This window comes from Bradyrhizobium ferriligni (assembly GCF_056837965.1).
Map to the genome: position 1 here is coordinate 17,439 of NZ_JBXEJO010000054.1, position 24,848 is coordinate 42,286.

Here is a 24,848-nt window from a genome sequence, read left to right on the forward strand (position 1 = left end):
GCTGCCTCCGTTTCTTGTCTCGCGATCGGTACGAACGCTTATCCCAGCCGTCCCGCGGCGTGCGCGAGCAGGGTGTAGACCAGCCCGGTCTCCGAGGTGAGGTGGCTGCTCAGCTCCTGCTGGCCGCGGCCGTCGCGGGCGACTTCGTCGAGCAGGCGCTCGAACTCCGCGATGTAGCGGTCGACCGTCTGCTTGAAGCCGCGGTCGGAGCGGTACTTGCGGGCCACCTCATCGAAGGCCTTCTGGCCGGCCGGCGTGTAGAGGCGCTTGGAGAACGCCTTGTTCTCGCCGCGCTGGTAGCGATCCCACATCTCGGCCGCAAGCGTGCGGTCCATCAGCCGGCCGATGTCGAGCGACAGCGACTCCAGCGGATTGACCGGCTGCTGCTGCGGACGCGGGCGCTGCTGGGCGTCGCGGCTCTGCGGGGCAGGCGGCGGCGCGTCGCTGCGGTTGAGCAGGTCGGACAGCCAGCCGTCACCGTTGTTGTTGGGGCCTGCCGGGCTGACCGGCGGGGCCTCGGTGCGGCGCGAGCTCGCCATGCCGAGATCCGGCGGCGGCAGCGTCGAGGCGCTGTTGCCGTTGTCCCGCATGCGCACATCGCCGCGGCCGCCGGCGGCAGCCATCACCGGCTCCTCCTGGCGAACGCTGGCGCGGTTGGTGCTGACCACGTCGAGTCCGCGGCCGTGATGAGCGACGATGCGGTTCAGCTCGGCCAGCGCCTCGATCTGGTCGACGATCACCTTGCGCATCTGCGCGGTGTTCTCGGCGGCCTCCTGCGGCATCTCGAGCACGCCGCGGCGCAGCTCGTTGCGGGTGGACTCGAGCTCGTTGTGCATCTCGCTCGCCATCTGCTTCATCGCCGTGACCATCGCGGAGAACTTCTCCGTCGATTCCTTGAACATCGCATCGGTCTCGGCATTGCTCTGCTGGTAGAGGTCGTTCATGGCGTCGACGGTCTGCTGACGCTCGTTCTCGGCTGCCTGGCGCACCGCCTCGAACTGCCTGCTGATCGCAGCTGAACCGGCGCCCGCGGTCTCCGCCACCACGCGGGCGATGTCGCGGGCACGTTCCTCGGCCGCTCCGAGCGATTCATCGAGCAGCCCGGTGAAGCGCGACAGCCGCTGGTCGAGATCGGTGGTGCGCAGGTCGATGGTCGTGACCAGCGCTTCCAGCGCCGACTTGCGCTCGCTGACGGAGGCCGTCGTCGAGCGGTTGGCCTGCTCGACCACGGCAGCCGCATCGATCAGCGCCTTGCCATGGGTCTCGAACTGGCTCGACAGCGCGCCGAGATCTTCCAGCGCCTTGCCGGTCTTGCTGTTGAACACCGTGAGCTGGTCTTCCAGCGTCTGGGTTGCCACGCCGTTGCGCGAGGTGACGTCGTTCATGGCGGACACGAAGTCGGCCACGCGGGTCACCAGCGCGCGCTCCAGCGAGTTGAGGTTGTCGTGGGCGCCGGTCAACACTTCCTGCAAGAGGATGTTGCCTTCGCGCAGCCGCTCGAACAGCGCGACCGTATCGGTGCGCAGGATCTTGCTGGTCTCCTGCATCTCCGTGACGGCCGAGATCGAGACTTGGCGCGACTGGTCGATCGCCGCGCGCGAGGCGTGCTCGAGTTCCTTGAGCGACTTCGCCACCGCGCCGGTCGCCTGATCGCCGGCCGAGGTGATGTTGCGCGCGACATCGCTGCCGTGGGCCGACATCGTCTGCGAGAAGGCGAGGCCGCGGGTTTCGATCGCCTTCAGCGCGTCCGCGGTGGCGCGATCCATGTCGCTCGACAGCTGCGTGGTCTTGGCGGTCAGCGCCTCGACCAGCGAGCCGCGGCGGCCATCGACCATCTGCGACAGACGCTCGGTCTGCTGCTGCACATAGGTGACGATCTCGTCGGTCTTGCCGGTCATCGCCGAGCCGAAGGCGCTGGAGGCCGACAGCACCGAACGTTCGATGTCGGCGGAGGTCGTCTTGACCTTGGTCGAGACCTCGTTGGACATGGTGATCAGCGCGGCCTGCGCGTTCTGCGCCGAGGTCTGGATGTTGTCGGTGGTCTTGGCCGTGACCGCACCCAGCGCGCGCTCGATATCGGTCGAGAGCGTGCGGATTTGGGCGGCGGCATCGGCGGAGGTCGCCGCAAACGAGCCCTGGGCCTCGCGGGCGCTGCCCAGGATGGTCTGCGCAGTCTCCGCGCTGGCCGTGGTCAGCGAGCGCTCGATCTCGGCGGAGATCTCGCGGATCTGGCTTGCGGCCTCGCTGGAGGTTGCCACGAACGAGCTTTGGGCATCGCGGGCGCTGCCGAGGATCGCCTGCGCGGTGTTGGTTCCGACCGAGGTCAGGGTGCGCTCGACATCGACGGCCAGCGACTTGACGTGGTTGGCTGCCTCCGTCGACGCGGTGACGAGGGTGTTCTGCGCCTCGCGGGCGCCGGCCGTCAGCATCTCGACGGTGCCGGAGCCGGCCATCGACAATGCATGCTGGATGTCGGCGGCGAGCGCCGACACCTTGGTCGCAGCCTCGGTCGACGCGTTGACCAGCGTGCTCTGGGCTTCACGCGCACCTGACGTGATCGATTCCGCGGTGGCGGAGCCGGCCATCGACAGCGAACGCTCCATGTCGGCCGCCAGCGAGCGGACCAGGTTGGTGGCGTCGGTCGACGCGCCGGCGAGCGTGCTCTGGGCCTCGCGGGCGGAGGCGACGACGGCTTCTGCGGTGGCGGAGCCTGCCATCGACAGCGAGCGCTCGATGTCGGCCGACAGTGTCCGGACCAGGTTGGTGGCGTCGGTCGACGCGCCGGCGAGCGTGCTCTGGGCCTCGCGGGCGGAGGCGACGACGGCTTCTGCGGTGGCGGAGCCGGCGGTCGAGAGCGAGTGCTGCACGTCGGCCGCGAGCGTGCGGACCAGGTTGGCGGCTTCGGTGGATGCACCGGCAAGCGTGCTCTGGGCCTCGCGAGCGGAGGCGACGACGGCTTCGGCGGTCGCGGTGCCGGCCATCGAGAGCGAACGCTCGACGTCGCTGGCGAGCGACTTGACCTGGCCGGTGACGTCGGTCGAGGTCGCGATCAGCGTGGTCTGGGCCTCGCGCGCACCGGTCATGATCGCTTCGGCAGCGGCGGAGCCGGACATCGACAGCGACTGCTCGACATCGGCGGCCAGCGACTTGACCTGGCTTGCGGCTTCGACCGAGGCGCTGACCAGCGTGGTCTGCGCGTCGCGGGCGCCGGACAGCACAGAGGCTGCGGTGGCGGTGCCGGCCGCCTGCAGCGTGCGTTCGACATCCTCGGACAGCGACTTGATCTGCGAGGCGACGTCGCCGGAGGCCGAGACCAGCGACACCTGGGCGTCGCGGGCACTGGTGAGGATCGAATTGGCGGCGCTGGTGCCGACGGCGGTCAGCACGCTCTCGACCTCGGCCGAGCTCAGCTTGAGCTGGTTGCCGACATCAGCGGACACGGTGAGCAGCGCCTGCTGCGCGGTGCGCGCGCCGGTCTGGATGGTTTCGCTGGTGTTGACCACGAGGTTGGTCAGCGAGCGCTCGGCGTCCTCGACATGGGACTTGATGCTCGACGACAACAGCTCGGCGCGGGACATCAGGTCCTCGCTCGCCTGGCGGCCGCTGCTCTCGATGCGGCCGGCGACGGCCTCGACGCGCGAGCCCAGCAGGTCCTCGAACTGCGCGACGCGGGTGTCGATGTCGCCGGCGATGACGCCGACGCGGCTCTCGATGCCCTGCTGGATGTCGGCGAAGCGCGCCGAGATGGTGTCGGTCAGGTTGGCGCTGTGACCATTGATGGTGTCGGCGAGGCGGGTGCTGTGGCCGTTGAGGGTGTCGACCAGGCGGACGCTGTGGCCGTCGATGGTTTCGGTAACGCCGTTGATGCGATGGTCGACCGCGGCGATCGCCTGCACGGTGCCTTCGGTCAGGGTGGTGGTGAGCAGGCCAAGCCGCGAGTCGATCGACTGGATCGCCTGGGTGGCGCCGTCGGTCAGCTGGGTCGCGAGCGTGCCGAGATGGCCGTCGATGGTGTCGGTGACCGACTTGGCGCGGGTCTCGAAGGTGACCTCGAGGGACTTCATGCGACCGTCGATCGCGTCATCCAGCGACTGCAGGCGGCCGTCGAACGAGCCGATCTTGCCGGCGAGCGAACTATCGAACGACGACAGCTTGTCGGTCAGCGAGGCGTCGAGATTGGTGACGCGGCTGCCGAGCGTGGTCTCGAACTGCAGCAGGCGCTGGTCGAGCGAGGCGGTGATCTCGCCGCTGTTCGTGGTCACGCGATGGTCGAAGGTGTCGACATAGGTCTTCAGGCTGTCGGCGATGTCCTGGGTCCGCTGGCCCATGCGCTCGACGATGTCGCCGCCGAAGGTCTTCACCGTGCGGTCGAATTCCGAGATGTGGCGGGTGATCAGGGCGCCGAGCGTACCTGAGTCGCGGGCGAATTTCTCGGCGAGCTCGCTGCCATGGTTTTTCACCAGGTCGTCGAACGCGCTCATCTGCAGCGACAGCGAGTCGTGCGCGGTCTCGGTCTGGCCCACCACCTTGGCGACCAGCGAGTTGACGGTGACGTCGAGCGCCTCGCTCGCCTTGTCGCCGGACGTCAGGATCTGGCCGGCGAGCCGGTTGCCGGCGTCGTCGATCTTGCTGACGAGGTCGTTGCTGCGCAGCTCGAGCTCGAGCAGCAGCGAGTCCGCGGAGTTCTTCAGGGAGTCGTGGACCTCTTCGGTGCGGTCGGAGATGCCGTCGACGATGACGGACGAACGCTGCTCGAACTCGCCGGTGATGCGGTCGATGCGCTCGTTCAGCAGCTCGTGGACGCGATCGGCCAGATCGACGAACTCGTCATGGACGTGGCCGGTCTTGAAGTTGAGGCTGGTGGTCAGCCGCTCGGAGGCATCCATCACCGCGCGCGTGGTCTCGGCGCTGGCTTCCTCGAGGCGGTCGAGCAGGTCGCCGCCGCGCTCGCCGAGCGCGAGGATCATGTTGTCGCCGGCATGGCTCAGCGCGGTCGTGATGTGCTGGCCGCGCTCTTCCAGCGCGCCGGTGATGCTCTTGGCGACCTCGTCGACGCGCGAGGCGATGGCGTCCGAGATCAGCGCGATGTCGTGGCGCAGGTCGATCTGCACGCCGGAGATCGCGCTGCGCACCTGCTCGGCCTGGCCGACAAGGTTGTCGCGCTGGTGGGCGATGTCCTGCAGCAGCGCGCGGATGCGCACCTCGTTGTCGGAATAGGCGCGTTCCAGCGCCGCGACCTCGTTGGCAACGAGGGTCTCGAGTTCGCCGGCGCGCGCGATCGCGCGCTCGACGCCGTCGCCCATCGCCGCGACCTCGCGGCGGATCGCCTGGCCGACCGTCACCATGGAATCGGCGGCGGCGTTTTCCGGCTCGGAGAATCGCATCGCGACCTGCGCCATCGATTGCGCGATCATCTGCATGCGCTGACCGTGCGAGGCGAGGCTGGCAAGATAGTAGAACAGCAGGATCGGCACGGCGAACAGCGCGGCGAGGCCGGCGAGCACCAGGACGCCGGTGCCCTGGGCCATCGAGGCCTGCAGGGCCGGCCAGAACGCGATGGTGAGAATCACGCCGCCCAGCAGCCAGGCGCCGGAGCAGACAAAGAACAGCGTGAAGGCGTTGCGCGCGCGTCCTCCCTGCAGCGTCTGCAGCATCTGGCCGATGGTTTCGCGATCGTCATTGGCGGCGCGGCGCGGCGCGCGCGGTTCTTCGATCGGCTCGAACGCCGAACGATCGGTATTATTCGGACGGGACTCGAACGATGCGGCTGAAAAATCGGCAGCGGGCGGCAGGTTCGGCGGCGCGGCGCCATCGTTGAGGGGGCTGCGATTCTCCGCGCCCTGTTCGCTGATGTTGAGGGCTTCCTGGATGGCAGAAAGCGCGACTTCGGTGGGATCTTTGACCTTCTTGGGAGTGTTCGCCATGTTCAGTCTGAGCCCTCTCACTATTTTACGCGTCGGCGAGCCTGCGATCGTCCCCACGCAAGCTCGAAGCCGGTGCCCACAAGCGGAGCGCAAGCCGGCCCCCTGGGCGGCTTGTCCGCTACATCCGCAAACATCCTATTGGGAGAGCGATGCGAATGAAATGCTTGCGATTAATACTTTCTTAATCATCGTTAACAGCTTTGCGCCATAAGGCCTTATGGGTACTCGAAATTCCGGCCGCAGAGCGTCGATTGTGTCCAGAAATTGTCCAGAATCGGGCGGTTTTGCCGATCATCCCGACAACAATCCGTTAACCAGTTTCGTGATTGGCTGGGCCAACGATCCGCCGGCGAGGCCCGGCGGAGACGACAGGGACAGGCCATGCCGCTTCATCTCGAACGGATCGAATGGACGCAATCGCCGCCGCTGGCGCCCGGCGCCGGGCCGATCGACGTCGATCATCTTCAGCGCATGACGCTGGGCGATCCGGGCCTCGAGCGGGAAGTGCTTGCCATGTTCGCGGCCCAGTCGGCCCGGATCCTCGGTGAACTGGCCGCCTTGCCGCCCGAGGCGGCGACCCACGCCCACACCCTGAAAGGATCGGCGCGGGCAATCGGCGCCTTCGGCGTCGCCGACGCTGCGGCCCAGCTGGAGACCGCGCTGACCGGCGGTTCCGATGCGGCCCAGCCGCTTGCCGCGCTCGGCGCCGCGATTGCCGAGGCGCGCACGGCGATCGAGCTGATCCTGGGCCGCTGCTAGGCGTCCGGCGTCTCGGCGGCGCGCCGCGGCAGCTTGGGCGGCTTCCCAACCGGCGGGCAGGTTTTCGGTCTCCGCGCTAGCGCTGTGCGGATCGACCCGTTATACGACTGCCCGGGACCTTTCCATCCATCGTCCGGCGCATTCCGGCAGCACGAGCAATCATGGCCAAAATCCACTTTATCGACCATTCCGGCGAGAAACGCACAGTTGAGATCGAGAACGGCGCGACGGTGATGGAAGGTGCGATCCGCAACGCCATTCCCGGCATTGAAGCCGAATGCGGCGGCGCCTGCGCCTGTGCGACCTGCCATGTCTATGTCGATGAAGCCTGGCGCGAGAAGGTCGGCGCGCCGTCGCCGATGGAAGAGGACATGCTGGATTTCGGCTTCGACGTGCGTCCGAATTCGCGGCTGTCCTGCCAGATCAAGGTAACCGACGATCTCGACGGACTGGTCGTGTCGACGCCGGAGCGGCAGGCCTAAGATTCTTTCATTCGCCGTCCGGATTCACACCGCGACGGATCCAGCGGCGGAAGTTCTGCTTGACCTCCGCCGGCAGCGGCGTCGGCCTGCGCGTGGCCTCATCGATCATCACCGTGACCGCCTTCGCCGACGCCACGCATCTGCCTTCCGAAAACACCACCTGGTCGAAGGTGGTCGATGTGCGTCCAAACTTGACGAGACCGAGCCCGAGCTCGATCTGACCCGGCCAGTGCAGCTCGGCGCGGAAATGGATGTCGAGGCGCACCATGATCCAGCCGAGCCCCGCCGGCATCAGCCCCATGCTGCGGTCCTTCACCAGCGTGACGCGGCCGGTTTCAAAATAGCTCGCATAGACGGCGTTGTTGACGTGCCCGTTGGGGTCGAGATCGGCAAAGCGCACATTGTCGGACAGGCAATAGGGAAAGTCTTCCAGGCGCGGCGCATCGTCAGCACGGACAGGGGCATTCACGAGGGGGATCTCCGTCGGTTTCCCGCCCATACAGCCGAGTTGCGCAGGCTCGGCAAGGGGTTGCCGCGCCAGCCGCTGTCCCTATTATGCATGTCGCGATCCGGCCCACTTGGCTGGACAGGCGAAAAAGCCGTCCAGTCGACCTCAACTGAAAAGAAGCGGACATGAGCGAAGCGATCAAGACCGATGTGCTGATTATTGGCGCGGGCCCCTGCGGACTGTTCGCCGTGTTCGAACTGGGCCTGCTCGACATGAAGGTGCATCTGGTCGACATCCTCGACAAGATCGGCGGGCAGTGCGCCGAGCTCTATCCCGAGAAACCGATCTACGACATTCCCGGAATTCCCTTCGTCACCGGCCAGGGCCTCACCGAGCAGCTGCTGGAGCAGATCAAGCCGTTCAATCCGACCTTCCATCTCAACGAGATGGTGGAGAGCATCGAGAAGATCGGCGATCCCTTGTTCCGCGTGAAGACCGATGCCGGCAAGGAGTTCGAGTGCAAGGTCGTGGTGATCTCGGCCGGTGGCGGCTCGTTCCAGCCGAAGCGTCCGCCGGTGCCGGGCATCGAGGCCTATGAAGGCACGTCGGTGTTCTATGCCGTGCGCAAGATGGAGCAATTCCGCGACAAGAACATCCTGATCGTCGGCGGCGGCGACTCCGCGCTCGACTGGACGCTCAATCTGCATCCGATCGCCCAGCGCATCACGCTGCTGCACCGGCGTGACGATTTCCGCGCGGCGCCGCACAGCGTCGAGCAGATGCGTGCGCTGGTTGCCGACGGCAAGATGGATCTGAAGATCGGCCAGGTCACGGGGCTCGAAGGCGCCAACGGTCAGCTCTCGGGCGCCGCGCTCAAGGGTAACGACAATGCGGTCTCGACGATCGCCTGCGATACGATGCTGCCGTTCTTCGGGCTCACCATGAAGCTCGGCCCGGTCGCGAACTGGGGCGTGGCGCTGGAGAACAATCTGGTGCCGGTCGACACTGCGGCGTTCGAGACCAACGTGTCCGGCATCTTCGCGATCGGCGACATCAACACCTATCCGGGCAAGCTCAAGCTCATTCTCTCCGGCTTCCACGAGGGTGCGTTGATGGCGCAGAAGGCGCACCGCTACGTGTATCCGGACAAGCGGCTGGTGTTCCAGTACACAACCTCGTCATCGAGTCTGCAGAAGAAGCTTGGGGTGCACTGATTCCACTCGAGCAGAGACCAATGCCAGGGGCATGGGCCATTTGCTGCGCGGCGCGGGTACTGGAACCCTCCGTGAAATGGCCGTAGTCTGCTTGTACTCGAGTTGGTCGATCGATCAGGTGATGATGATGCGGAACACGCTATCCAGACTTCGGCTGATCCTCGCGATCGCCACGGCCTTTGCGCTAGCTGCTCCGCTTGCGGCCTCGGCGGCCGACCCGTCGGCGGCCGGCCTGTGGCAAAAGGTCGAAGACGGCAAGCCCGAGGGCTGGTTCCTCGTGATCGAGCGCAATGGTCTGTTCGAAGGCATGATCGCAAAGATGTTTTCATCGCCCGGCGATCCGCCCAATCCGGTCTGCTCGAAATGCACCGACGATCGCAAGGACATGCCGTGGCTCGGCATTCCCCTCATCCGCGACATGAAGCGCAACGGGCTCGCCTATGAAGGCGGCAACGTGCTCGATCCGCGCAACGGCAAGGTCTACAAGGCCAAGATGACGTTGAGCGCCGATGGTCAGACGCTGACGATGCGCGGCTTTCTCGGCATCTCGCTGTTCGGCAAGGATGAGGTCTGGACCCGGCTGCCTGACACCGCGGTGGCCCAGCTCGATCCCGCGATCGTCGCCAAATATCTGCCGGCGCAAGCCGCGGTGGCGAAGCCGGCGGCGCCGGTGCCCGCGACGAAGCGGCACTAACACTTCTCTCTCGCTAACGCTCCGATCTGCGCGCGCTCACGCTCCGCTCTTGCGTGGCAGCGTGAGCGTTCAGCGCTGTCCCGTCGGTGCAATCGGCATCGGCAGTGGCGCGACCGGCTCGGAAATCACTTCAGGCACGGCGGTGTTCAATTGCAGCACGGTGGCGGCCGCGGGGACCGCGGCATCGGCCATCGCCGCATGGCCTTCGGCGCTCGGATGCACCGCGCCGCCATACACCGCCGACAGGATGCCCCATGTCGCGTCGTGGATGTCGCTTGGCTGCATCGAGGACGGCAGGCCCTGCGGGTAGGTCATCGCGGTGAAGTAGCTGTCATTGGCGTCGCGGATCCAGCGCGCGCGCGGCAGATAGGCGCGGTATTCGCCGGCGCTGCGGCCGCATTTGAGCGGCTGGTTGGCCGCGGCGACGATGTCCGACACGAAGCTGTCGCCATTGGCGGCGAAGCAGTCGCGGTCGAATTCCGGATCGGTCGACGCGCGTGCGCAGAAGCCATGGCTCGCAAACGCGTCCTGATGCGCATCGACGAAGGTCATGCGGTCGGCCTGCGGATTGCGGCAGATGATGCCGGACTGGCACTGCGCGATCGCCTTGAGCTGCGGCAGGAACTCGTTCTGCACGAAGCTCGAGACCGACGCGAGGCGTTTGGGATCGGCGTTGAAAGAGGGATGGATCTCGAAGCCGGCGCGGCCGCCGGGGCAGGGTGCGCCGCCATTGGCCAGCGCCGGATTGGCATAGGCCGTGTAGATCACGTGCGAGAGATCGCCGCCGACCAGCGGCTTCAGCGCATCGCGCAGCTTGGCAAAATCGGCCGGCAGGTCGCGCGCCAGTGCCGAACGGGCATCGTCGACGCTGGCCATCGAGCCGCCGCGGCTGAACAGCGTGCGCTCGGTCGGCGTGTCGACGATCACGTTGGCGACGAGGCCGGAGAAGTAGATGTCGTTGGCGCCGACCGACAGCAGCACGAGGTCGAGGGTGCGGTCGGGCTGACGGCGCTTGGCGGCGGCGAGTGCCGTGCGCAGCTCCGCGATCTGGCCGTTGACGGTGCCCGAGCAGGTGTTGGCTGTCTTCGTTGGCAGACATTCGCGCGCCTGCTGCGAGCCGAGCAGGCCGTCGGCGATGGTGGCCCCGGTGCAGGCCAGCGGCAGATAGGTCACCGCGATGTGCGGATATTGCACGGCGAGCGCGAGCGCCGTGCGGGTCTGGTAGCTGTACAACGACCGGTGACAGGCCGAGTTGAGCCACAGCGCGCTCTGGCGCTGCCAGTTGGTCAGGGTGTCCGGTGCTTCGCAGGCGCGGCCGCCTTTGTAGCCGGCACGGCTCGGCCGGTAATATTGCGCCCCGCCGAGATAGGAGCGGAAGCAGAACCCCTCGTCGGAGAGCGCAATCGCGCGGTCGGGATTGCCCTCGCCGGATGCGATGCTGTCGCCGAGGCCCGCGATCAGCAAGTCGCGCACCTCGATCGGCGTCGTCACGCGCTGGTTGGCGTCCGAGCCGCTCGCGACGTCGACGGTCGCGACCGTGGCGCGGCCGTAGCGGACGCGAAGATTGACCGGTTCGGCGCAATCGAATGTCGAGGATTGGGGCCCGTCGCCGTCGTCGAACGACCAGGCGCAGGTCGCGCCGACCGGAACCGGTCCGGTGAGCCGTACGACGATCGGATGATCGATCGGCGTCAGATAGCTTTCCTTGACGTTGTCGCGCATGCAGGGCTCGCTGACGCGGCCCTGCAGGTCGATGCAGAGCCGGTTCACGGTGTTGCGCGCCCAGCCGCGGCCGTCGCTTTGCAGTTCCAGCGCCTGTTCCGACGCCAGCACGCTGCGGCCAAGCCCGCTTTCGACATGCAGGCGGAAGTCGCGTTCCTCGCGGAACAGGCGGAAGCGGTTGCGGACCTCCCAGGAGATCTGCAGCTGGTTGTCCTGCGCGTCCGCGGCTGATGCGAATACCGCTGCCAGCGCGCTGCCGAGCAGCACGCTGCAGACCGTCACCCGAAACGAAAATCGAACCAAAAAGCCAATCATGGCGCGGTTTGACGCGAGCGGTACGGCGAAAATAAGAGAAGCGGCTGCGAGGATCGAAAATCCGGGGTCGAGGGGCCCGCACGAGGGCCGATAACGTTGCCTGTTACCGTTTCAGCTGCCTGACCCGCTGCTGCCGGCTTTCGATCGGTTGCCGCACGGTCGCCGAAGCCGTGCAGGCTTGGCTTAGTCGTTTCCGCTCTTGCCAGGGCTGCACCACGTTGAGCCAGAGCTCGCGCATGCCCATTATCGAGATCGAAATCCCGAACGGGATCAGGAAGTAGAGGATGCGGAACACGACCAGCGTCGCCAGCAATTGTTCCTTGCTGAACTCCGGCAGCGCCACCAGCATCGCGGCGTCGAACACGCCGATCGAGCCGGGGGCGTGGCTGGCGAAGCCGAGCAGCGTCGCCAGGATGAACACGACCGCCAGCGAGACGAAGTCGATATGCGGCTCGGTCGGCATCAGCAGGTACATTGCGAGCGCGCAGAAGCCGAGATCGACCACGCCGATCAGGATCTGCAACAGCGTCAGCTTGGCCGACGGCAGCACCACCTTCCAGCCGTTCTGGCCGAGCTCGCGGCGCTTCTCGCCGGTCAGGAGCCAGACGAAATAGGCGCCGATGCCGGCAAGGCAGCCGAGCGCGATCAGCCGGTTCATCGCCGGCGGCAGCAGGTCCATCGCCGACGCCGCGGCCGGGTGCCAGGCCATGCCGAAGCCGAGCACGAACAAATTGCCGAGCCAGAAGGTCAGGCCCGACAGGAAGCAGATCTTGGCGACGTCGATCGCCGAGAGGCCGTAATCGGAATAGATCCGGAAGCGGATCGCGCCGCCGGTGAAGACCGTGGCGCCGATATTGTGGCCGATCGTGTAGCTCGTGAAGCTCGACAGCGCTGCGATGCGGTAGGGGACATGGATCTTGCCGATCGTGCGCAGCGCGAAGAAGTCGTAGAAGGTCAGCGTGCAGAACGCCCCGACCACGCAGAGCGCCGCCAGCGCGATCCGATGCGGCGCGATGTTGGTGAGCGCGGTGAGAATGATGCCGGTATCGACGCCCTTCAGGGTGTGAACAAGCGACGTGATCGCGAACGCGATGATCAACACACTCGCGGCGATCCCGAGCCGTTTCCAGCCGATCTTTTCCTTGAAACCACGCCCAAGCGTGGTCAGCAGCCGAAGCATTCATCCTCCCGGCGGGGCGGCAATTTCAGTGGGACCCGGTCACGGACGGCGACGGGTGACGGGCAAACGCACCGTACGCGATGACCCATAAGGCAAAACCGATGCGTTGTGCAGCCCTTGACAAGCCAAGCTTCGGCCCTCGTCCAGCGTCATTGTCATATTGGCTACATATGTTCTCGCTCTGCGGAATGTGAGTCGCAGGACAGCGACGGGGCCACTGCATGTTCCGCCGTTCCAGGCGATTTCGTCGGCCTTTTTGCCGATTTTGCGGCCGTCCCGGCGTCGATGCGGGTTAGTTGGCGCGAGGCGAATAGACGATATGCATCAGCATGGGGACGCCTGAGCCCGCTGTGGCGTTTACCAAAGTGTGAAGTCGACGCGCGCATGCGCATGATCCGCCCTGCGCTCCGGCCGGGTCAGGCGCGCGAGGGCGGTCCGTAGGTCTATTGAGGCAAAACGCCGCGCAAGCGGGCCGCCGTCGGGTGGGCCGGCCAGGCAATCGATTCCACACTTCGATCGGTGGCGAAGTGTTGCGGCGAAACGAAGGCCTATGTCTCGCATTGGTTGCCGAGAGCAAGGACAAGACCATGCAACAGACATCCCTGGACGTCCGGCAAATGCCGCCGGACCGGCGCGCAGCGTCGCATCAGCAAACGAGCGGGCTTGCGGCGACGTTGACGCTCGCCGCGATGAGTCTCGGCTATGGCGTCGTGCAGCTCGACGTCACCATCGTCAACACGGCGCTCAATGCGATCGGCGCCTCGCTCGGCGGCGGCGTTGCCGAACTGCAATGGGTGGTCAGCGCCTACACGATTGCCTTTGCGGCCTTCATCCTGACCGCGGGCGCGCTCGGTGACCGGATCGGCGCCAAGCGCATCTTCATGGCCGGGTTTGCGATCTTCACCGCGGCATCGGTTGCCTGCGCGGTCGCGCCTGATGCGGCGACGCTGATCGCCGCCCGCTGCGTGCAGGGGCTGGCCGCGGCCATCCTGGTGCCGAACTCGCTGGCGTTGCTCCGCCATGCCTATGAAGACGAGAAGGTGCGGGGACGCGCGGTCGGGGTCTGGGCCGCGGGCGCGAGCCTTGCGCTGACCGCCGGCCCGTTCGTCGGCGGCGGACTGATCGCGCTGGTCGGCTGGCGCGCGATCTTTCTGGTCAACCTGCCGATCGGCCTGGCCGGCTTGTGGCTCGCTTGGCGCTTCGCCAACGAAACCACGCGTCATCAGCAACACCGGCTCGATCTGCCGGGTCAGGTCGCGGCGATCGCCGCGCTCGGCACGCTGGCCGGCGCGCTGATCGAGGGCGGCGCGCTCGGCTGGTGCAACCCGTTCGTGATCGCGGGCTTCGTTCTCGCCGCCGTCTTCTCCGTGCTGTTCGTCTGGCGTGAGGCGCGCGCGCCGCAGCCGATGCTGCCGCTCTCGCTGTTCCGCCACCGGATGTTTGCCCTGACCTCGCTGGTCGGCCTCCTGGTCAATGTCGCGTTCTACGGCCTGATCTTCGTGCTCAGCCTCTACTTCCAGCAGGTCAACGGGCTGTCGGCGTTCGCCACCGGCCTCGCGTTCGTGCCGATGCTCGGCGCCGTGCTGCCCGCCAACCTGATCGCGCCGCATGTCGCGGAGCGGATCGGCGCGCCGGCGACAATCGCGCTCGGCGCCACGCTCTCGGCCGCCGGATGCCTGGCGCTGCTGTTCATCGGCCCCGGCACGAGCTATCTCGCGATCTGCCTGCAACTGCTGGCCATGAGCGGCGGCCTCGGCCTGCTGGTGCCGCCGCTGACATCGGCGCTGCTCGGCAGTGCCGAGCCGCAGCATGCCGGCATCGCGGCCGGGGTGTTGAACGCGACCCGGCAGACCGGCAGCGTGCTCGGTGTCGCGCTGTTCGGCTCGATGGTCAGCCGGTCCGCGGCCTTCATCGCCGGCCTGCACGCGGCGCTCTTCATCTCCGCCGCCGTGCTGCTTGCGGCCGCTGCGCTGATCTGGATCGGTTCATGGTCAGAGGCTCGGCGTTGAGACGAACTGCAGCGAGGCATCTCCGCTTTGCACTGGCCCGATCGCCTGCATTCAAGGCTTCTTCACCATGCGTGGAACCTTGCTGCAGTGCGGTTACCGTTCGTACACGAATGCGTCTGTTCTTATAGGTCCATAAAGGGGGCCTATATGTATCGCGTTCTGACCTGTCTCACTTTGGAGCATGACTGGCGGTTGGTCGTCCTTGGCGGGGTGATCTGCCTGCTCGCCAGCGCCGTCGCGATCAGCCTGTTTCACCGTGCCCGCGCTGCACAGGGTCGTGCCCGCGAGATCTGGATCGGTCTCGATGCGGCGGTCGGCGGTTGCGGTATCTGGGCCACCCATTTCGTCGCCATGCTGGCATACGATCCCGGCATCGAGGCCGGGTACAACATTCCCATCACGCTGCTGTCGCTGGTGCTCGCGGTTGCGATCCTGGCCGTCGGATTGGCGGTCGCCACGCTCGACGAACGCTGGCGGACGGTTGCGGCCGGCGGCGCGATCGTCGGCGCCGGTGTCGCGGCGATGCATTACACCGGCATGCTCGGGCTGGAGCTGCCCGCGCGCATCGTCTGGTCGCCCGGCATCGTCGCCTCGTCGATCGCGTTCGGAAGCCTGTTTGGCGCGCTCGCGCTCGTCGTTGCCACGCGTGGCGAACGTTTCGGCACCACCGCCGCCGCGACCGGTCTTCTGACCGTCGCGATCGTCTCACATCATTTCACCGCGATGGGCGCGGTGACGCTCGTCCCGGATCCGACGATCGTTTCCGGCGGACTTACGGTCTCGCCGCGCGTGCTCTCATTCATGACCGCCGTTGCGGCCTTCGCGATTCTCGGCCTCTCGCTGATCGCCTCGATCCTCGACCGTCGCGCCAAGACCGAGCTTCACAAGCAGAAGGTGGTGCTCGATACCGCGCTCGAGAACATGTCGCAGGGGCTGTGCATGTTCGATGCCGACGGCCGCATCATGCTGTTCAACGAGCGCTACAGCGAGATGATGGGGCGCAGTCGCGTGCCGCTGCAGGGACGCCTGCTGATCGACGTCCTGCAGGACCTCCATTCCATCGGCGAGTGGGACGGCGATCCCGAGGAGTTCTGCAATGCTCTCGTCGCCGAGGCAAAGGCCGGCCACAGCGCGACGCGGATCGTCAGCCGCAACGAGCGCGCGATCCGTGTCGTCGACCAGCCGATGAAGGGCGGCGGCTGGGTCGCGACCTTCGAAGACATCACCGAATGGCAGCAGGCCCAGGAACAGATTTCGCACATGGCGCGGCATGACGCGCTGACCAATTTGCCGAACCGGACGCTGTTCCGCGAGCAGCTCGAGAAGGCCTCGAGACTGGCCAAGCGCTCCGACCAACTGGCCGTGCTCTGTCTCGATCTCGATCATTTCAAGGAAATCAACGACACGCTCGGGCATCCGATCGGCGATGCGCTGTTGCGCGAAGTCGCGCGCCGGCTGGGCGAATGCGTGACCGAGCACGACACCGTGGCGCGGCTCGGCGGCGACGAATTCGCCATCGTGCAGTTCTGCAGCAATTGCGAGCCGTCCGTCGTGGCGTCGCTGGCAAGTCTCGTGGTCGAGCGGATTGCCGCGCCCTACGAGATCGGCGGCCATCAGCTCGTGATCGGCGTCAGCATCGGCATCTCGCTCGCGCCCGAGGACGGCAAGGATCCAGACGAATTGCTGCAAAAGGCCGATCTTGCGCTGTACCGCGCCAAGGCCGACGGCCGCGGCACCTATCGGTTCTTCGAGACCGGGATGGATGCGCGTGCGCAGGCGCGCCGCCTGCTGGAGCGCGACCTGCGGCTCGCGCTCGAGCATGACGAGTTCGAGGTCTACTATCAGCCGATCCGTGATCTCGCGGGCGATCAGATCGTCGCCTTCGAGGCGCTGGCGCGCTGGAACCATTCGTTGCGTGGCCTGATCGCGCCGAACAATTTCATTCCTGTCGCCGAGGAAACCGGGCTGATCGTCCCGCTTGGCGAGATCGTGTTGCGCAAGGCCTGCGCGGATGCCGCGGGCTGGCCCGAAGCTGTCGCGGTTGCCGTCAATCTCTCGCCGGTGCAGTTCAAGAACCCGAACCTGGTGTCGTCGGTGAAGGCGGCGCTGCAAGCATCCGGCCTGTCGGCGGACCGGCTTGAGCTCGAGATCACCGAATCGGTGCTGCTGCAGAACAGCGAGGCGACGCTCGCGGTGCTGCATGAGCTGCGCGGCTTCGGCGTCCGCATCTCGCTGGACGATTTCGGCACCGGCTATTCCTCGCTGAGCTATCTGCGCAGCTTCCCGTTCGACAAGATCAAGATCGACCGTTCCTTCGTCACCGATCTTGCGACGCGCGAGGACTCGATGGCGATCGTGCGCGCGGTCACCGGCCTCGGCAAGAGCCTCGGCATCGTCACCACAGCCGAAGGGGTCGAGACCGATACCCAGTTCGACCTGCTGCGTCAGGAGGGCTGCACGCAGGCGCAGGGCTATCTGTTCAGCCCGCCTCGGCCGGCAGCCGACGTCGCCAAGATGTTGCGCAGGGCGCCGGAGCGGTCGGTCGCCTGAGTTGGAAGGCTAGCTCAGCTCTTGCGCAGGGCAAAATAGGCGCCGCAGAACGCCATCACCGCGCCGAGGCACAGGGCGGCAAGGCCAGCGAGCACGGCGGAAATGGTCGAGACCGTGCTCGGCGCCGACGCGGCCTGGCCTGCGCCGGCCAGCATCAGCACGCCGACGACGATCAGGAAGTTGCGCATCCGTTGCGGAATCTGGCCGGCCACCGCGCTGTGCATCAGATTGGCGGTGAAGTAGCCGCCCGAAAATCCGACGGTCGCGATCAGCCACCACGCGATCGCCGCGCCCGCCGGCATGAACTCGTGGCTGTCGGAGCGCCACAGGCCGCCGAGATCGAGGCCGTAGCGCGCGCCGAGCATGTGCACGGCAAGCGCCAGCAGCACGCCGGATATCATCGCGCCGCCGAGGATGAGGTAACGCGGAAAATAGGTCGTCTCGGGCATGGCTCGCTTGTAGGATAGGCGCGACAGGCTGCGCAAGCTTGCGCGTATGTTTGAACAGGTGGAACGGCGAATTGCCAACAACGTTGCAGGATCGATCGGAGGCAGGCGAGGGCACGGCGGTGCGCTACGCCTACAAGGCCTCCTTGATCGGCTCGGCGCACCAGTTCGAACTAACCGGGGACGGGCTGGCGTGGCGTATCGCCGGCCGGTCCGGCGTGTGGGACTATGCCGACATCTCCGCGGTGAAACTGTCCTATCGCCCGGTCTCGATGCAGCAGCAGCGGTTTCGCGCCGACATCGACAACGCCAAAGGCGGGCGGATCGCGATCCTCTCGACCACCTGGCAGACCGCGACGCTGGTGGCGCCGCAAGGCCATCTCTACCGCGACTTCATCGTCGAACTGCATCGCCGGATGCAGGCGGCGGGCAGCAACGCCAGGCTGGTCGGAGGCCTTGGACCGAAGACGTACACCGCCGCGCTGGCGCTGCTGGCCTGCCTTGCGGTGGCAATGATCGGATTGCTGCTCATGGCGCTGCTGACGGCGAACTGGATGGGCGCGCTGTTCCTGGTCGGCTTTGCCGCGCTGTTCACCTGGCAGGTCGGCGGCTTCGTCACGCGCAACCGGCCGCGGCGCTACAGCTTCGATCAATTGCCCGATGCGCTGCTGCCGAAGGCGGTTCGCAATCAGTGACGGCGGTTCGCGCAGCCGGACTGTAAGCGGGTTGTAAGCAACGCGCTGTAAACTCGGCGACGGATTTGCTTTTGGCTGGAGGGTCAGATGACAATCCGGGCTCCATTTTTGGCTCTATGCCTTGTGCTCCTGAGCATCCCGCCGGCTCTTTCCAAGGGCAGCGTGGGCAACAAACATGATCCGCTTGATCACAATCACGTCGACAATCTGCCGCCCGATGTGCGGCACTACGTTGCCGGAATCTGCAAGGGAACGCCGGTCGCGCAGCACGACTTTGCGACCTACTCGCCGCAAGAAAAGCGCTGGCGGATAAACCTCGAATATCTGCAGTGCGGCGTGATCGGGGAATATCGCAGAGGCAACCAGTGCATGGATGTGGACTTCGTGGCCGAGGGCGCGCATTTTCGTCTCGTGAGAAAGACGTATGCGGCCTGTGGCTTTTGATGCCCTGGCGCCAGGATCACTGGAAACAGGCCGCTGAGAGTGCCGCGATCGCGCGTGCCACTCGTATCCAATTCTGGACTGCTGCGCCGCTTCGGAGTGAACGTGCGATGTCACTCCGTCGAGTCAAAATCCTCTTCGGTCGCGCTCAGCATGCCTGCGAGAGTCCGCAGGCCGAGGTCGAGTTGCTCCAACGGCGGTGCGGCGAGTGCGAGCCGCACCGCATTGGGCGCGTGCCCCGGCGTGGCGGCAAAGGTCGTCGACGGCGTCAGCGCGATGTCGCGGCGCGCGGCGGCGGCGACCAGGGTCTGCGAGCGCCAGTGCGGCGGCAAGGTCAGCCAGAGATGATAGGACTTCGGATTGGTCTGGATTTCGAAATCGGCCAGATGCTTCGCCGCCAGAAGCTGGCGGCGGCCGGCATCGATCCGCTTCAGCCGTGACAATTCGGCGGCGGTGCCGTCGGCCATCAGCCGCTGCCCCGCGGCGAACGCGTAGCCCGACGCGGTCCAGCCGCCCGAGCGCACCGCGGCCATGATGCTCTCGCGCAGCCGCGGCGGCGACACGATGAAGCCGAGCGCGAGGCCCGGCGCCACCTTCTTCGACAGGCTGTCGAGCATGATGCAGCTGTCGGGCGCCAGTGCCGCGAGCGGCGCCTCGTCGTCGAGGAAGCCGTAGACGCCGTCCTCGATGACGACGAGGCCGAGCTTCTCCACCACGCGCAACAGCTCGGCGCGGCGCTCGGGCGGCATGGTGATGCTGAGCGGGTTCTGGATCGTCGGCTGGACGTAGATCGCGGACAGATGCGCCTCGCGATGCGCTTTCTGCACCGCATCCGGTCGCACGCCGTGTTCGTCCATCGCGAGCGGCACCAGCGAGATGCCGAGCCGCGCGGCGATGCCTTTGACGAACGGGTAGGTCAGCGCCTCGACGCCGCAGCGTCCGCCGGGCGGCACGACGGCGGCGAGCGCGGCGGCGATGCATTGCCGGCCATTGGCGGTGAACACGATCTGGTCGGGATCTGGCGTCCAGTTCTTGCGCGCCAGAAATTCCGAGGAGATGGTTCGTGCCGCCCGCGTGCCAAAACTGGTCGCCGGCCGCAGCGCGCCCTCGAGCACCTCGGGCCGCTCCAGCCCTTCGAGGCTCTTGGCGATCATCGTCGCCTGGTGCGGCAGCAGCGGGTAGTTGAACTCGAGGTCGATGCGGGCGCCGCGTGGCTCGGTCGGGGCCGCGATGCCGCGGCGTGCCTCGCCGGAGACGAAGGTGCCGCGGCCGACTTCACCGACCACCAGCCCGCGCCGCAACAGCTCGGTGTAGACCCGGCTCGCCGTCGAGACGGCGATGTTGCGGTCATAGGCGAAATGACGCTGCGGCGGCAGCCGGTCGCCCGCCTTCAGCGCGCCGCTGGCGATCTCGGCGGCCACCGCGTCCGCCAGCTTCAGATATTCGAACCTCGACATTATTGCACCGAGAGCAATGTTTTACTTGCTCCGAGCAATGTACCGGATCATTTAAGAGGGAACAAGCCCATGATTGCACCGAGGAGCGCGCAAGCAATCCGAGGTCCCGACGGCGCAGGCGCTGAAACGGCATCTGTGTCAACGGCATAGCTTTGCCCATGGGCAGCGAAGGAGATGACAATGTCAGCGATATCCTCAGCCGCCGCAGCGCCCGCGCGGTCCAGCATGTTGGGCGGATTGCTCCGATTGCTCCGAGTGTGGGGCGATGCACTCGCGACCCATTGGGTGCGCCGCGAGGCGATCAAGACGCTGCGCCAGCTCGACGACCGGGCGCTGCGCGATATCGGACTCTCGCGCTGCCAGATCGAGACTGCCGTCACCGGCGACTTCGACCTCGAGCTGGTGCGGATCCGTTAAGATACCGGTGCTGCGCTAAAACATGATCCGGAAAAGTGCGAAGCGGTTTTCCCTCGCGACAAACGCGGGACGCGTTTGCGCCGGAGATCATGCTCAAACAAAGAGCTAAAGCGCGATGACGATTCAACCCAATCACGTCGCGCTTTAGGGCCGGGCGCCGACTGCCGGTTGCAGAATTCACCGAAACTACACCAAAGAAGCGGAAGAACCCCATCTCCTCACCGCCGTCGCTCCAAGGTTGTGAGGCTCTATGCTAGCCTGTTAGCTGCGTACGCTAGCGTTGAGTTGGGGACCGATGGCCGCTCGCAAATTGTCGCAAGGGCAGGCCCCGACCCGGGAAGCGCGTCGCCGCTGGCATGAGGAGCGATCGCTGCGCTGTGCGATCCGGTTGGCCCGCATGGGCTACTGGGAGTCGCAGAGTGCCGCCGCGACCGATGTCTGGATATCGCCTGAGCTCGCCGCATTCTACGAATTCGAGACGGCCGACGGCTACGTCCCCATCGCCACGGTGCGCGAGCGCTATTTGCCTGAAAGCCGGAAGCTGCTGGAGGCGCATTACGCGGCCTGCTGGGCGGAGGGGCGGCCCTATGCGGTGCGGACGAGACTCCGCGGTCCCGATGGCAGCCTGCTCGACTGCGTGGTGCACGGCGAGCCGGAATTCGACGCGCGCGGTCAGGTCCGACGCGTGTCCGGCATTGTCCGCGACGTCACGGAGGAGACCTCCGCGCTGCGGCGCCTGGCGGAGAGCGAGCAACGGCTGGCCGATTTTGTCTCTACCGCCTCGGACTGGTGCTGGGAGAGCGACGCCGAGCATCGGCTGCTGCCCTATCCCAAATCGCTTGCCGGCAATGCGGCGTTCCAGACCGTGGCCGCCGGCAGGAAGGCGCGCTGGGAACTGACTTATGCGCCCGAGGATGGGGAGGCCATGGCGCGGCACCGGGCCGATATGGAGGCCCATCGCCCTTTTCGCGACTTCACCTATACGCTGATCGGCAAGGACGGCTCCCGCGTCAGCATCTGCACCAGCGGCAAGCCGATCTTCGCCGATGACGGCAGCTTTCTCGGTTACCGCGGCACCTCCAGCGACATCACTCAGCTCAGGGCGGCCAAGGCGCTGCTCGACCAGCGCACGCGGGCGCTGGAGGAGGCCCACCGCCTCGGCAAGATCGGCACCTGGAGCCACCGGCTGGACAGCGGCCGCACGATCTGGGCGCCCGAGCTCTACCAGCTTCTCGGCTTGCCCGACACGTTCGAGCCGACCGATGAGACCATGAGGCCCTATTTCCTGGACGGCGACGCCGACCGCTTCCGGGAGGTGCAGAAACGGGTGCTGCGCACCCGCCGGACCGAGGCCACGGACCTGCGCATCCTGCACGCCGACGGCGCGGCCCGCGATCTGGCTGTGATCTGCAAGGCGGAGGTTGCCCACGACAAGGTCATCGGCATCATCGGCACCGTGCAGGACGTCACCGAGCGCAAGGAAGCCGAGCGCCAGCTCGAGCAGCTCGCGTACAGCGATCCGTTGACCGGCCTTGCCAATCGCGCGCTGTTCACGCGCCAACTCGCCGCCCTGACCGAAGGCTGCTCCCAGGGAGGCCGGAGCGGTGCGCTGCTGCTCATCGACCTCGATCGCTTCAAGGAGGTCAATGATTCCCTCGGCCATGCCGCCGGTGACGAATTGCTGATCAAGGTGGCGGCTGCGTTGCGGCAGGACCTGGGACCGCGCGCCTTCATCGCCCGGCTCGGCGGCGACGAATTCGCCGTGCTGGCGGATGAATGCGACACGTCCGACGCCGCGCTGACCGGGCTTGCCGATCGGCTCATCGGCAAACTGTCCGGCCCCGTCGATCTCGCCGAGGGCGAGGCCTCGGTCGGCGCCACCATCGGCATCGCCCGCCTGCCGGAGCATGGCGCGACGGCGGAGACCGCCGTGCGCAACGCGGACCTCGCGCTCTACATGGCCAAGGAGGCCGGGCGCGGCCGAGCCCAACTGTTCGAGCCGGTCTATGCGCAGGCGGTCGATGAAAGGCTCGATCTCGGCCGGCATCTGCGCCACGCCGTGGAGGCCGGTGCCCTCGAGGCGCATTACCAGCCGCAGGTGGACCTGAAGACCGGCCGCGTCATCGGTTTCGAGGCGCTGCTGCGCTGGGCCCATCCCGAGCGCGGGCCGATCTCGCCGGCGGAGTTCATCCCGATTGCCGAAAGCTCCGGGCTCATCGTCGACCTCGGCCTGTGGGTGCTGCGCGAGGCCTGCCGGCAGGGCCGCGCCTGGCTGGATGCCGGGCTGCCGCCGCGCTCCATCTCGGTCAATGTCTCGCCGGCGCAGATCTGGAGCGTGGATTTCGAGACCGCGGTCTCGGCCATCCTGGCAGAGACCGGCTTTCCGGCGGAGCTGCTCTGCCTGGAGCTGACCGAAAGCCTGTTCGTGGATCATACCGAGCAACGGATCAGCCGCACGCTGACGGCGCTGTCCGGCTTGGGCGCCCGGCTGGCGCTGGACGATTTCGGCTCGGGCTATTCCTCGCTCGGCTATCTGACGCGCCTGCCTTTCGACTGCCTGAAAGTGGACCGGGCCTTCGTGGATGGCATTTCCACCGCGCCGGAGAAGCGCAAGCTGCTCGGCGGCATCATCGCCCTGTCGCACGGGCTGGGCATGACGGTCGTGGCGGAGGGCGCCGAATTGTCCGCCGAACTGGACGTGCTCGGCGGGCTCGATTGCGATGTGGTGCAGGGCTTCGTGTTTTCCCCGCCCATCGCCGCCGACAAGGCGCCGCTGGTCGCCGCCAGCATCGAGCGCGAGGCGCGCCGGATGCAGCCGAAACGGAATCGCCTCTAGCCGAACACCGCTTTGGCGGCATTCATTGCCCGTGGCTTTGCCTCGATGGTGGCGCTGACCCATTGGCTAGGCCGTGTACTCACACACGGGCGTTGGGGCGAGGGGCGCTTGACGCCCGCTCTCACCTGACAGCGGCGGGAAGGCGGACCTCGCCGGAGGTTCGAGAAGGGCCGACAACAGACATGGATGTCGATAGCGGAATCTTCGCGGGGAGGACGCGGCCCACCACAGTTATTTTCATGAAACAGCGAAACCGGGCTCGCCTGGTTGGACAGTTTGATGGGTAGCAGAAAATCTTGGCTTTAACGTCAATCGTCGTTTCCAACCAGGATCGCCAACGTGATCTCGCCATCGGTAACGTAGTGATTGACGCGTTCGGCGAGAAGATTTTCCCCGGCCCGATAGACTTTCACCGCTTCGATGGTTCGAATCCTCTTCAACTCACCGACAATATGATCGCGCTCTGCATTCGTATCCGAATCTGTGGCGTGCGTGATTTGAAATGAAAGGCGAGTGAGGGATAGGCCGGTGTCCCTGGTGCCAGCTCCTATCCAAAGAACGCATTCGTTTTCTGGCGGGCGTTCGGTGTTTAGCCAGAAATCTGCTGTTCCCCAGGTTGCCTGGGCACGCGTTTGACTCAAAGCCCAGAACCGTACGTGGTGGCGCTTTCGCGGGCTGTTATCGATCGCCTTTTGAAAACCGATGTCCTGGCCCCGCCCGAAAAGATGGAGGGTGCTGAACGGGGCGGTGGGGTATGGAGTATTGAGCACAAAGGCTCGGACCATGCCCCATGAACTGGCTAAACTAAGCCGATCTGCCTCCGACCAGCCGAGCGCTGCGAAGGCCCCGCGAAGCTGCTGGAGCGTGCCGACGAGCACGACGTTCACGGGATCTCCAGGCAGTCCGTCGCCCGTAATCGTGTAACTCGGCACGCGTTTGCTTTGCAGAATCTTCAAGCCCATCCGAATGGCACGTGGCAAAACGATATATGCGGCAATTCCGTAGGTCGCACTGACCGCCAGGATCCAAGGTAGCCTGCGGTCCGCAGTTTCAAAAACAACAAAGACAATCAACCAGACACAGAAGATTCCCAATCCAAAGATCAGCACACGCTGCACGAGAAGCTTGAGCAATCTCATGATCCTGCACGGCCTCGTTGAAAGCCCCTCAGTCCAACAGCTTTCCCTGAGGGGACCGGATTCAGAAAGATACGTCTGTATTGCTGTTTGGACAAATTGCTCGTCTCGAAATCCTTGGGA

17 protein-coding genes are annotated in these 24,848 nt (G+C 66.1%); 10 read left to right on the forward strand and 7 right to left on the reverse strand.

Features of this window, described 5'->3' with window-relative positions:
- Positions 1–38 precede the first annotated feature (38 nt).
- Positions 39–5,924, reverse strand: a complete 5,886-nt coding sequence (locus AC1VNY_RS28545; protein WP_482407693.1) for an apolipoprotein A-IV repeat region-like domain-containing protein — start codon at positions 5,922–5,924, stop codon at positions 39–41.
- A gap of 381 nt (positions 5,925–6,305) precedes the next feature.
- Between AC1VNY_RS28545 and AC1VNY_RS28550 the strand changes: the two genes are divergently transcribed.
- Together AC1VNY_RS28550 and AC1VNY_RS28555 are read left to right on the forward strand one after the other, a co-directional pair.
- Entirely contained in the window at positions 6,306–6,683 is a 378-nt protein-coding gene (locus AC1VNY_RS28550; protein ID WP_482407694.1) for an Hpt domain-containing protein, read from the forward strand.
- A gap of 161 nt (positions 6,684–6,844) precedes the next feature.
- Positions 6,845–7,165, forward strand: a complete 321-nt coding sequence (locus tag AC1VNY_RS28555; protein WP_018272592.1) for a 2Fe-2S iron-sulfur cluster-binding protein — start codon at positions 6,845–6,847, stop codon at positions 7,163–7,165.
- 7 nt (positions 7,166–7,172) lie between these two features.
- On the opposite strand, the gene AC1VNY_RS28560 is transcribed toward AC1VNY_RS28555, so the two are convergent.
- Entirely contained in the window at positions 7,173–7,634 is a 462-nt protein-coding gene (locus tag AC1VNY_RS28560) for an acyl-CoA thioesterase (RefSeq protein ID WP_482407695.1), read from the reverse strand.
- Positions 7,635–7,798: 164 nt separating this feature from the next.
- Between AC1VNY_RS28560 and AC1VNY_RS28565 the strand changes: the two genes are divergently transcribed.
- Positions 7,799–8,827, forward strand: a complete 1,029-nt coding sequence (locus AC1VNY_RS28565; RefSeq protein WP_482407696.1) for an NAD(P)/FAD-dependent oxidoreductase — start codon at positions 7,799–7,801, stop codon at positions 8,825–8,827.
- Positions 8,828–8,954: 127 nt separating this feature from the next.
- A complete protein-coding gene (locus tag AC1VNY_RS28570) occupies positions 8,955–9,521 on the forward strand; it encodes a DUF2147 domain-containing protein (protein WP_026193022.1) in 567 nt (188 codons plus the stop codon).
- Between the two features lie 69 nt (positions 9,522–9,590).
- Here the strand turns inward: AC1VNY_RS28570 and AC1VNY_RS28575 are convergent, their stop codons facing one another.
- Entirely contained in the window at positions 9,591–11,558 is a 1,968-nt protein-coding gene (locus AC1VNY_RS28575) for an SGNH/GDSL hydrolase family protein (RefSeq protein ID WP_482407697.1), read from the reverse strand.
- Between the two features lie 103 nt (positions 11,559–11,661).
- Complete coding sequence (locus AC1VNY_RS28580; RefSeq protein WP_028337716.1) at positions 11,662–12,738, reverse strand: lysylphosphatidylglycerol synthase transmembrane domain-containing protein; 1,077 nt, start codon at positions 12,736–12,738, stop codon at positions 11,662–11,664.
- Positions 12,739–13,355: 617 nt separating this feature from the next.
- Between AC1VNY_RS28580 and AC1VNY_RS28585 the strand changes: the two genes are divergently transcribed.
- Both AC1VNY_RS28585 and AC1VNY_RS28590 read left to right on the forward strand, forming a co-directional pair.
- Complete coding sequence (locus AC1VNY_RS28585) at positions 13,356–14,747, forward strand: MFS transporter (RefSeq protein WP_482407718.1); 1,392 nt, start codon at positions 13,356–13,358, stop codon at positions 14,745–14,747.
- Positions 14,748–14,894: 147 nt separating this feature from the next.
- Positions 14,895–17,297 (forward strand): EAL domain-containing protein, encoded by a 2,403-nt coding sequence (locus tag AC1VNY_RS28590; RefSeq protein ID WP_482407698.1) that lies wholly within the window; start codon positions 14,895–14,897, stop codon positions 17,295–17,297.
- Positions 17,298–17,311: 14 nt separating this feature from the next.
- Here the strand turns inward: AC1VNY_RS28590 and AC1VNY_RS28595 are convergent, their stop codons facing one another.
- Complete coding sequence (locus tag AC1VNY_RS28595) at positions 17,312–17,746, reverse strand: hypothetical protein (protein WP_016840859.1); 435 nt, start codon at positions 17,744–17,746, stop codon at positions 17,312–17,314.
- 71 nt (positions 17,747–17,817) lie between these two features.
- Between AC1VNY_RS28595 and AC1VNY_RS28600 the strand changes: the two genes are divergently transcribed.
- Both AC1VNY_RS28600 and AC1VNY_RS28605 read left to right on the forward strand, forming a co-directional pair.
- Positions 17,818–18,438: a hypothetical protein gene (locus AC1VNY_RS28600; protein WP_482407699.1), complete on the forward strand. Its 621-nt coding sequence runs from the start codon at positions 17,818–17,820 to the stop codon at positions 18,436–18,438.
- Between the two features lie 87 nt (positions 18,439–18,525).
- The gene (locus tag AC1VNY_RS28605; protein WP_482407700.1) at positions 18,526–18,882 is read left to right on the forward strand and encodes a hypothetical protein; all 357 of its coding nucleotides are present in this window, start codon (positions 18,526–18,528) and stop codon (positions 18,880–18,882) included.
- A gap of 110 nt (positions 18,883–18,992) precedes the next feature.
- Here AC1VNY_RS28605 and AC1VNY_RS28610 read toward each other — a convergent pair whose 3' ends face one another.
- On the reverse strand, positions 18,993–20,336 hold the full coding sequence (locus tag AC1VNY_RS28610; RefSeq protein ID WP_482407701.1) for an aminotransferase-like domain-containing protein: 1,344 nt from the start codon (positions 20,334–20,336) through the stop codon (positions 18,993–18,995).
- A 180-nt stretch (positions 20,337–20,516) separates the two neighbouring features.
- Between AC1VNY_RS28610 and AC1VNY_RS28615 the strand changes: the two genes are divergently transcribed.
- Positions 20,517–20,753: a DUF1127 domain-containing protein gene (locus AC1VNY_RS28615; RefSeq protein ID WP_035631854.1), complete on the forward strand. Its 237-nt coding sequence runs from the start codon at positions 20,517–20,519 to the stop codon at positions 20,751–20,753.
- Positions 20,754–21,048: 295 nt separating this feature from the next.
- A complete protein-coding gene (locus AC1VNY_RS28620; protein ID WP_482407702.1) occupies positions 21,049–23,589 on the forward strand; it encodes a sensor domain-containing protein in 2,541 nt (846 codons plus the stop codon).
- Between the two features lie 308 nt (positions 23,590–23,897).
- On the opposite strand, the gene AC1VNY_RS28625 is transcribed toward AC1VNY_RS28620, so the two are convergent.
- Complete coding sequence (locus AC1VNY_RS28625) at positions 23,898–24,728, reverse strand: LssY C-terminal domain-containing protein (RefSeq protein ID WP_482407703.1); 831 nt, start codon at positions 24,726–24,728, stop codon at positions 23,898–23,900.
- Positions 24,729–24,848: the final 120 nt, after the last annotated feature.

Bases quoted from the DNA above. Each gene is read 5' to 3' on its own strand.
- AC1VNY_RS28585 (WP_482407718.1), top strand. From the start codon at position 13,356: ATGCCGCCGGACCGGCGCGCAGCGTCGCATCAGCAAACGAGCGGGCTT.
- AC1VNY_RS28550 (WP_482407694.1), top strand. From the start codon at position 6,306: ATGCCGCTTCATCTCGAACGGATCGAATGGACGCAATCGCCGCCGCTG.
- AC1VNY_RS28610 (WP_482407701.1), bottom strand. From the start codon at position 20,336: ATGTCGAGGTTCGAATATCTGAAGCTGGCGGACGCGGTGGCCGCCGAG.
- AC1VNY_RS28570 (WP_026193022.1), top strand. From the start codon at position 8,955: ATGCGGAACACGCTATCCAGACTTCGGCTGATCCTCGCGATCGCCACG.
- AC1VNY_RS28565 (WP_482407696.1), top strand. From the start codon at position 7,799: ATGAGCGAAGCGATCAAGACCGATGTGCTGATTATTGGCGCGGGCCCC.
- AC1VNY_RS28545 (WP_482407693.1), bottom strand. From the start codon at position 5,924: ATGGCGAACACTCCCAAGAAGGTCAAAGATCCCACCGAAGTCGCGCTT.
- AC1VNY_RS28590 (WP_482407698.1), top strand. From the start codon at position 14,895: ATGTATCGCGTTCTGACCTGTCTCACTTTGGAGCATGACTGGCGGTTG.
- AC1VNY_RS28580 (WP_028337716.1), bottom strand. From the start codon at position 12,738: ATGCTTCGGCTGCTGACCACGCTTGGGCGTGGTTTCAAGGAAAAGATC.
- AC1VNY_RS28555 (WP_018272592.1), top strand. From the start codon at position 6,845: ATGGCCAAAATCCACTTTATCGACCATTCCGGCGAGAAACGCACAGTT.
- AC1VNY_RS28575 (WP_482407697.1), bottom strand. From the start codon at position 11,558: ATGATTGGCTTTTTGGTTCGATTTTCGTTTCGGGTGACGGTCTGCAGC.
- AC1VNY_RS28625 (WP_482407703.1), bottom strand. From the start codon at position 24,728: ATGAGATTGCTCAAGCTTCTCGTGCAGCGTGTGCTGATCTTTGGATTG.
- AC1VNY_RS28605 (WP_482407700.1), top strand. From the start codon at position 18,526: ATGACAATCCGGGCTCCATTTTTGGCTCTATGCCTTGTGCTCCTGAGC.
- AC1VNY_RS28615 (WP_035631854.1), top strand. From the start codon at position 20,517: ATGTCAGCGATATCCTCAGCCGCCGCAGCGCCCGCGCGGTCCAGCATG.
- AC1VNY_RS28620 (WP_482407702.1), top strand. From the start codon at position 21,049: ATGGCCGCTCGCAAATTGTCGCAAGGGCAGGCCCCGACCCGGGAAGCG.
- AC1VNY_RS28595 (WP_016840859.1), bottom strand. From the start codon at position 17,746: ATGCCCGAGACGACCTATTTTCCGCGTTACCTCATCCTCGGCGGCGCG.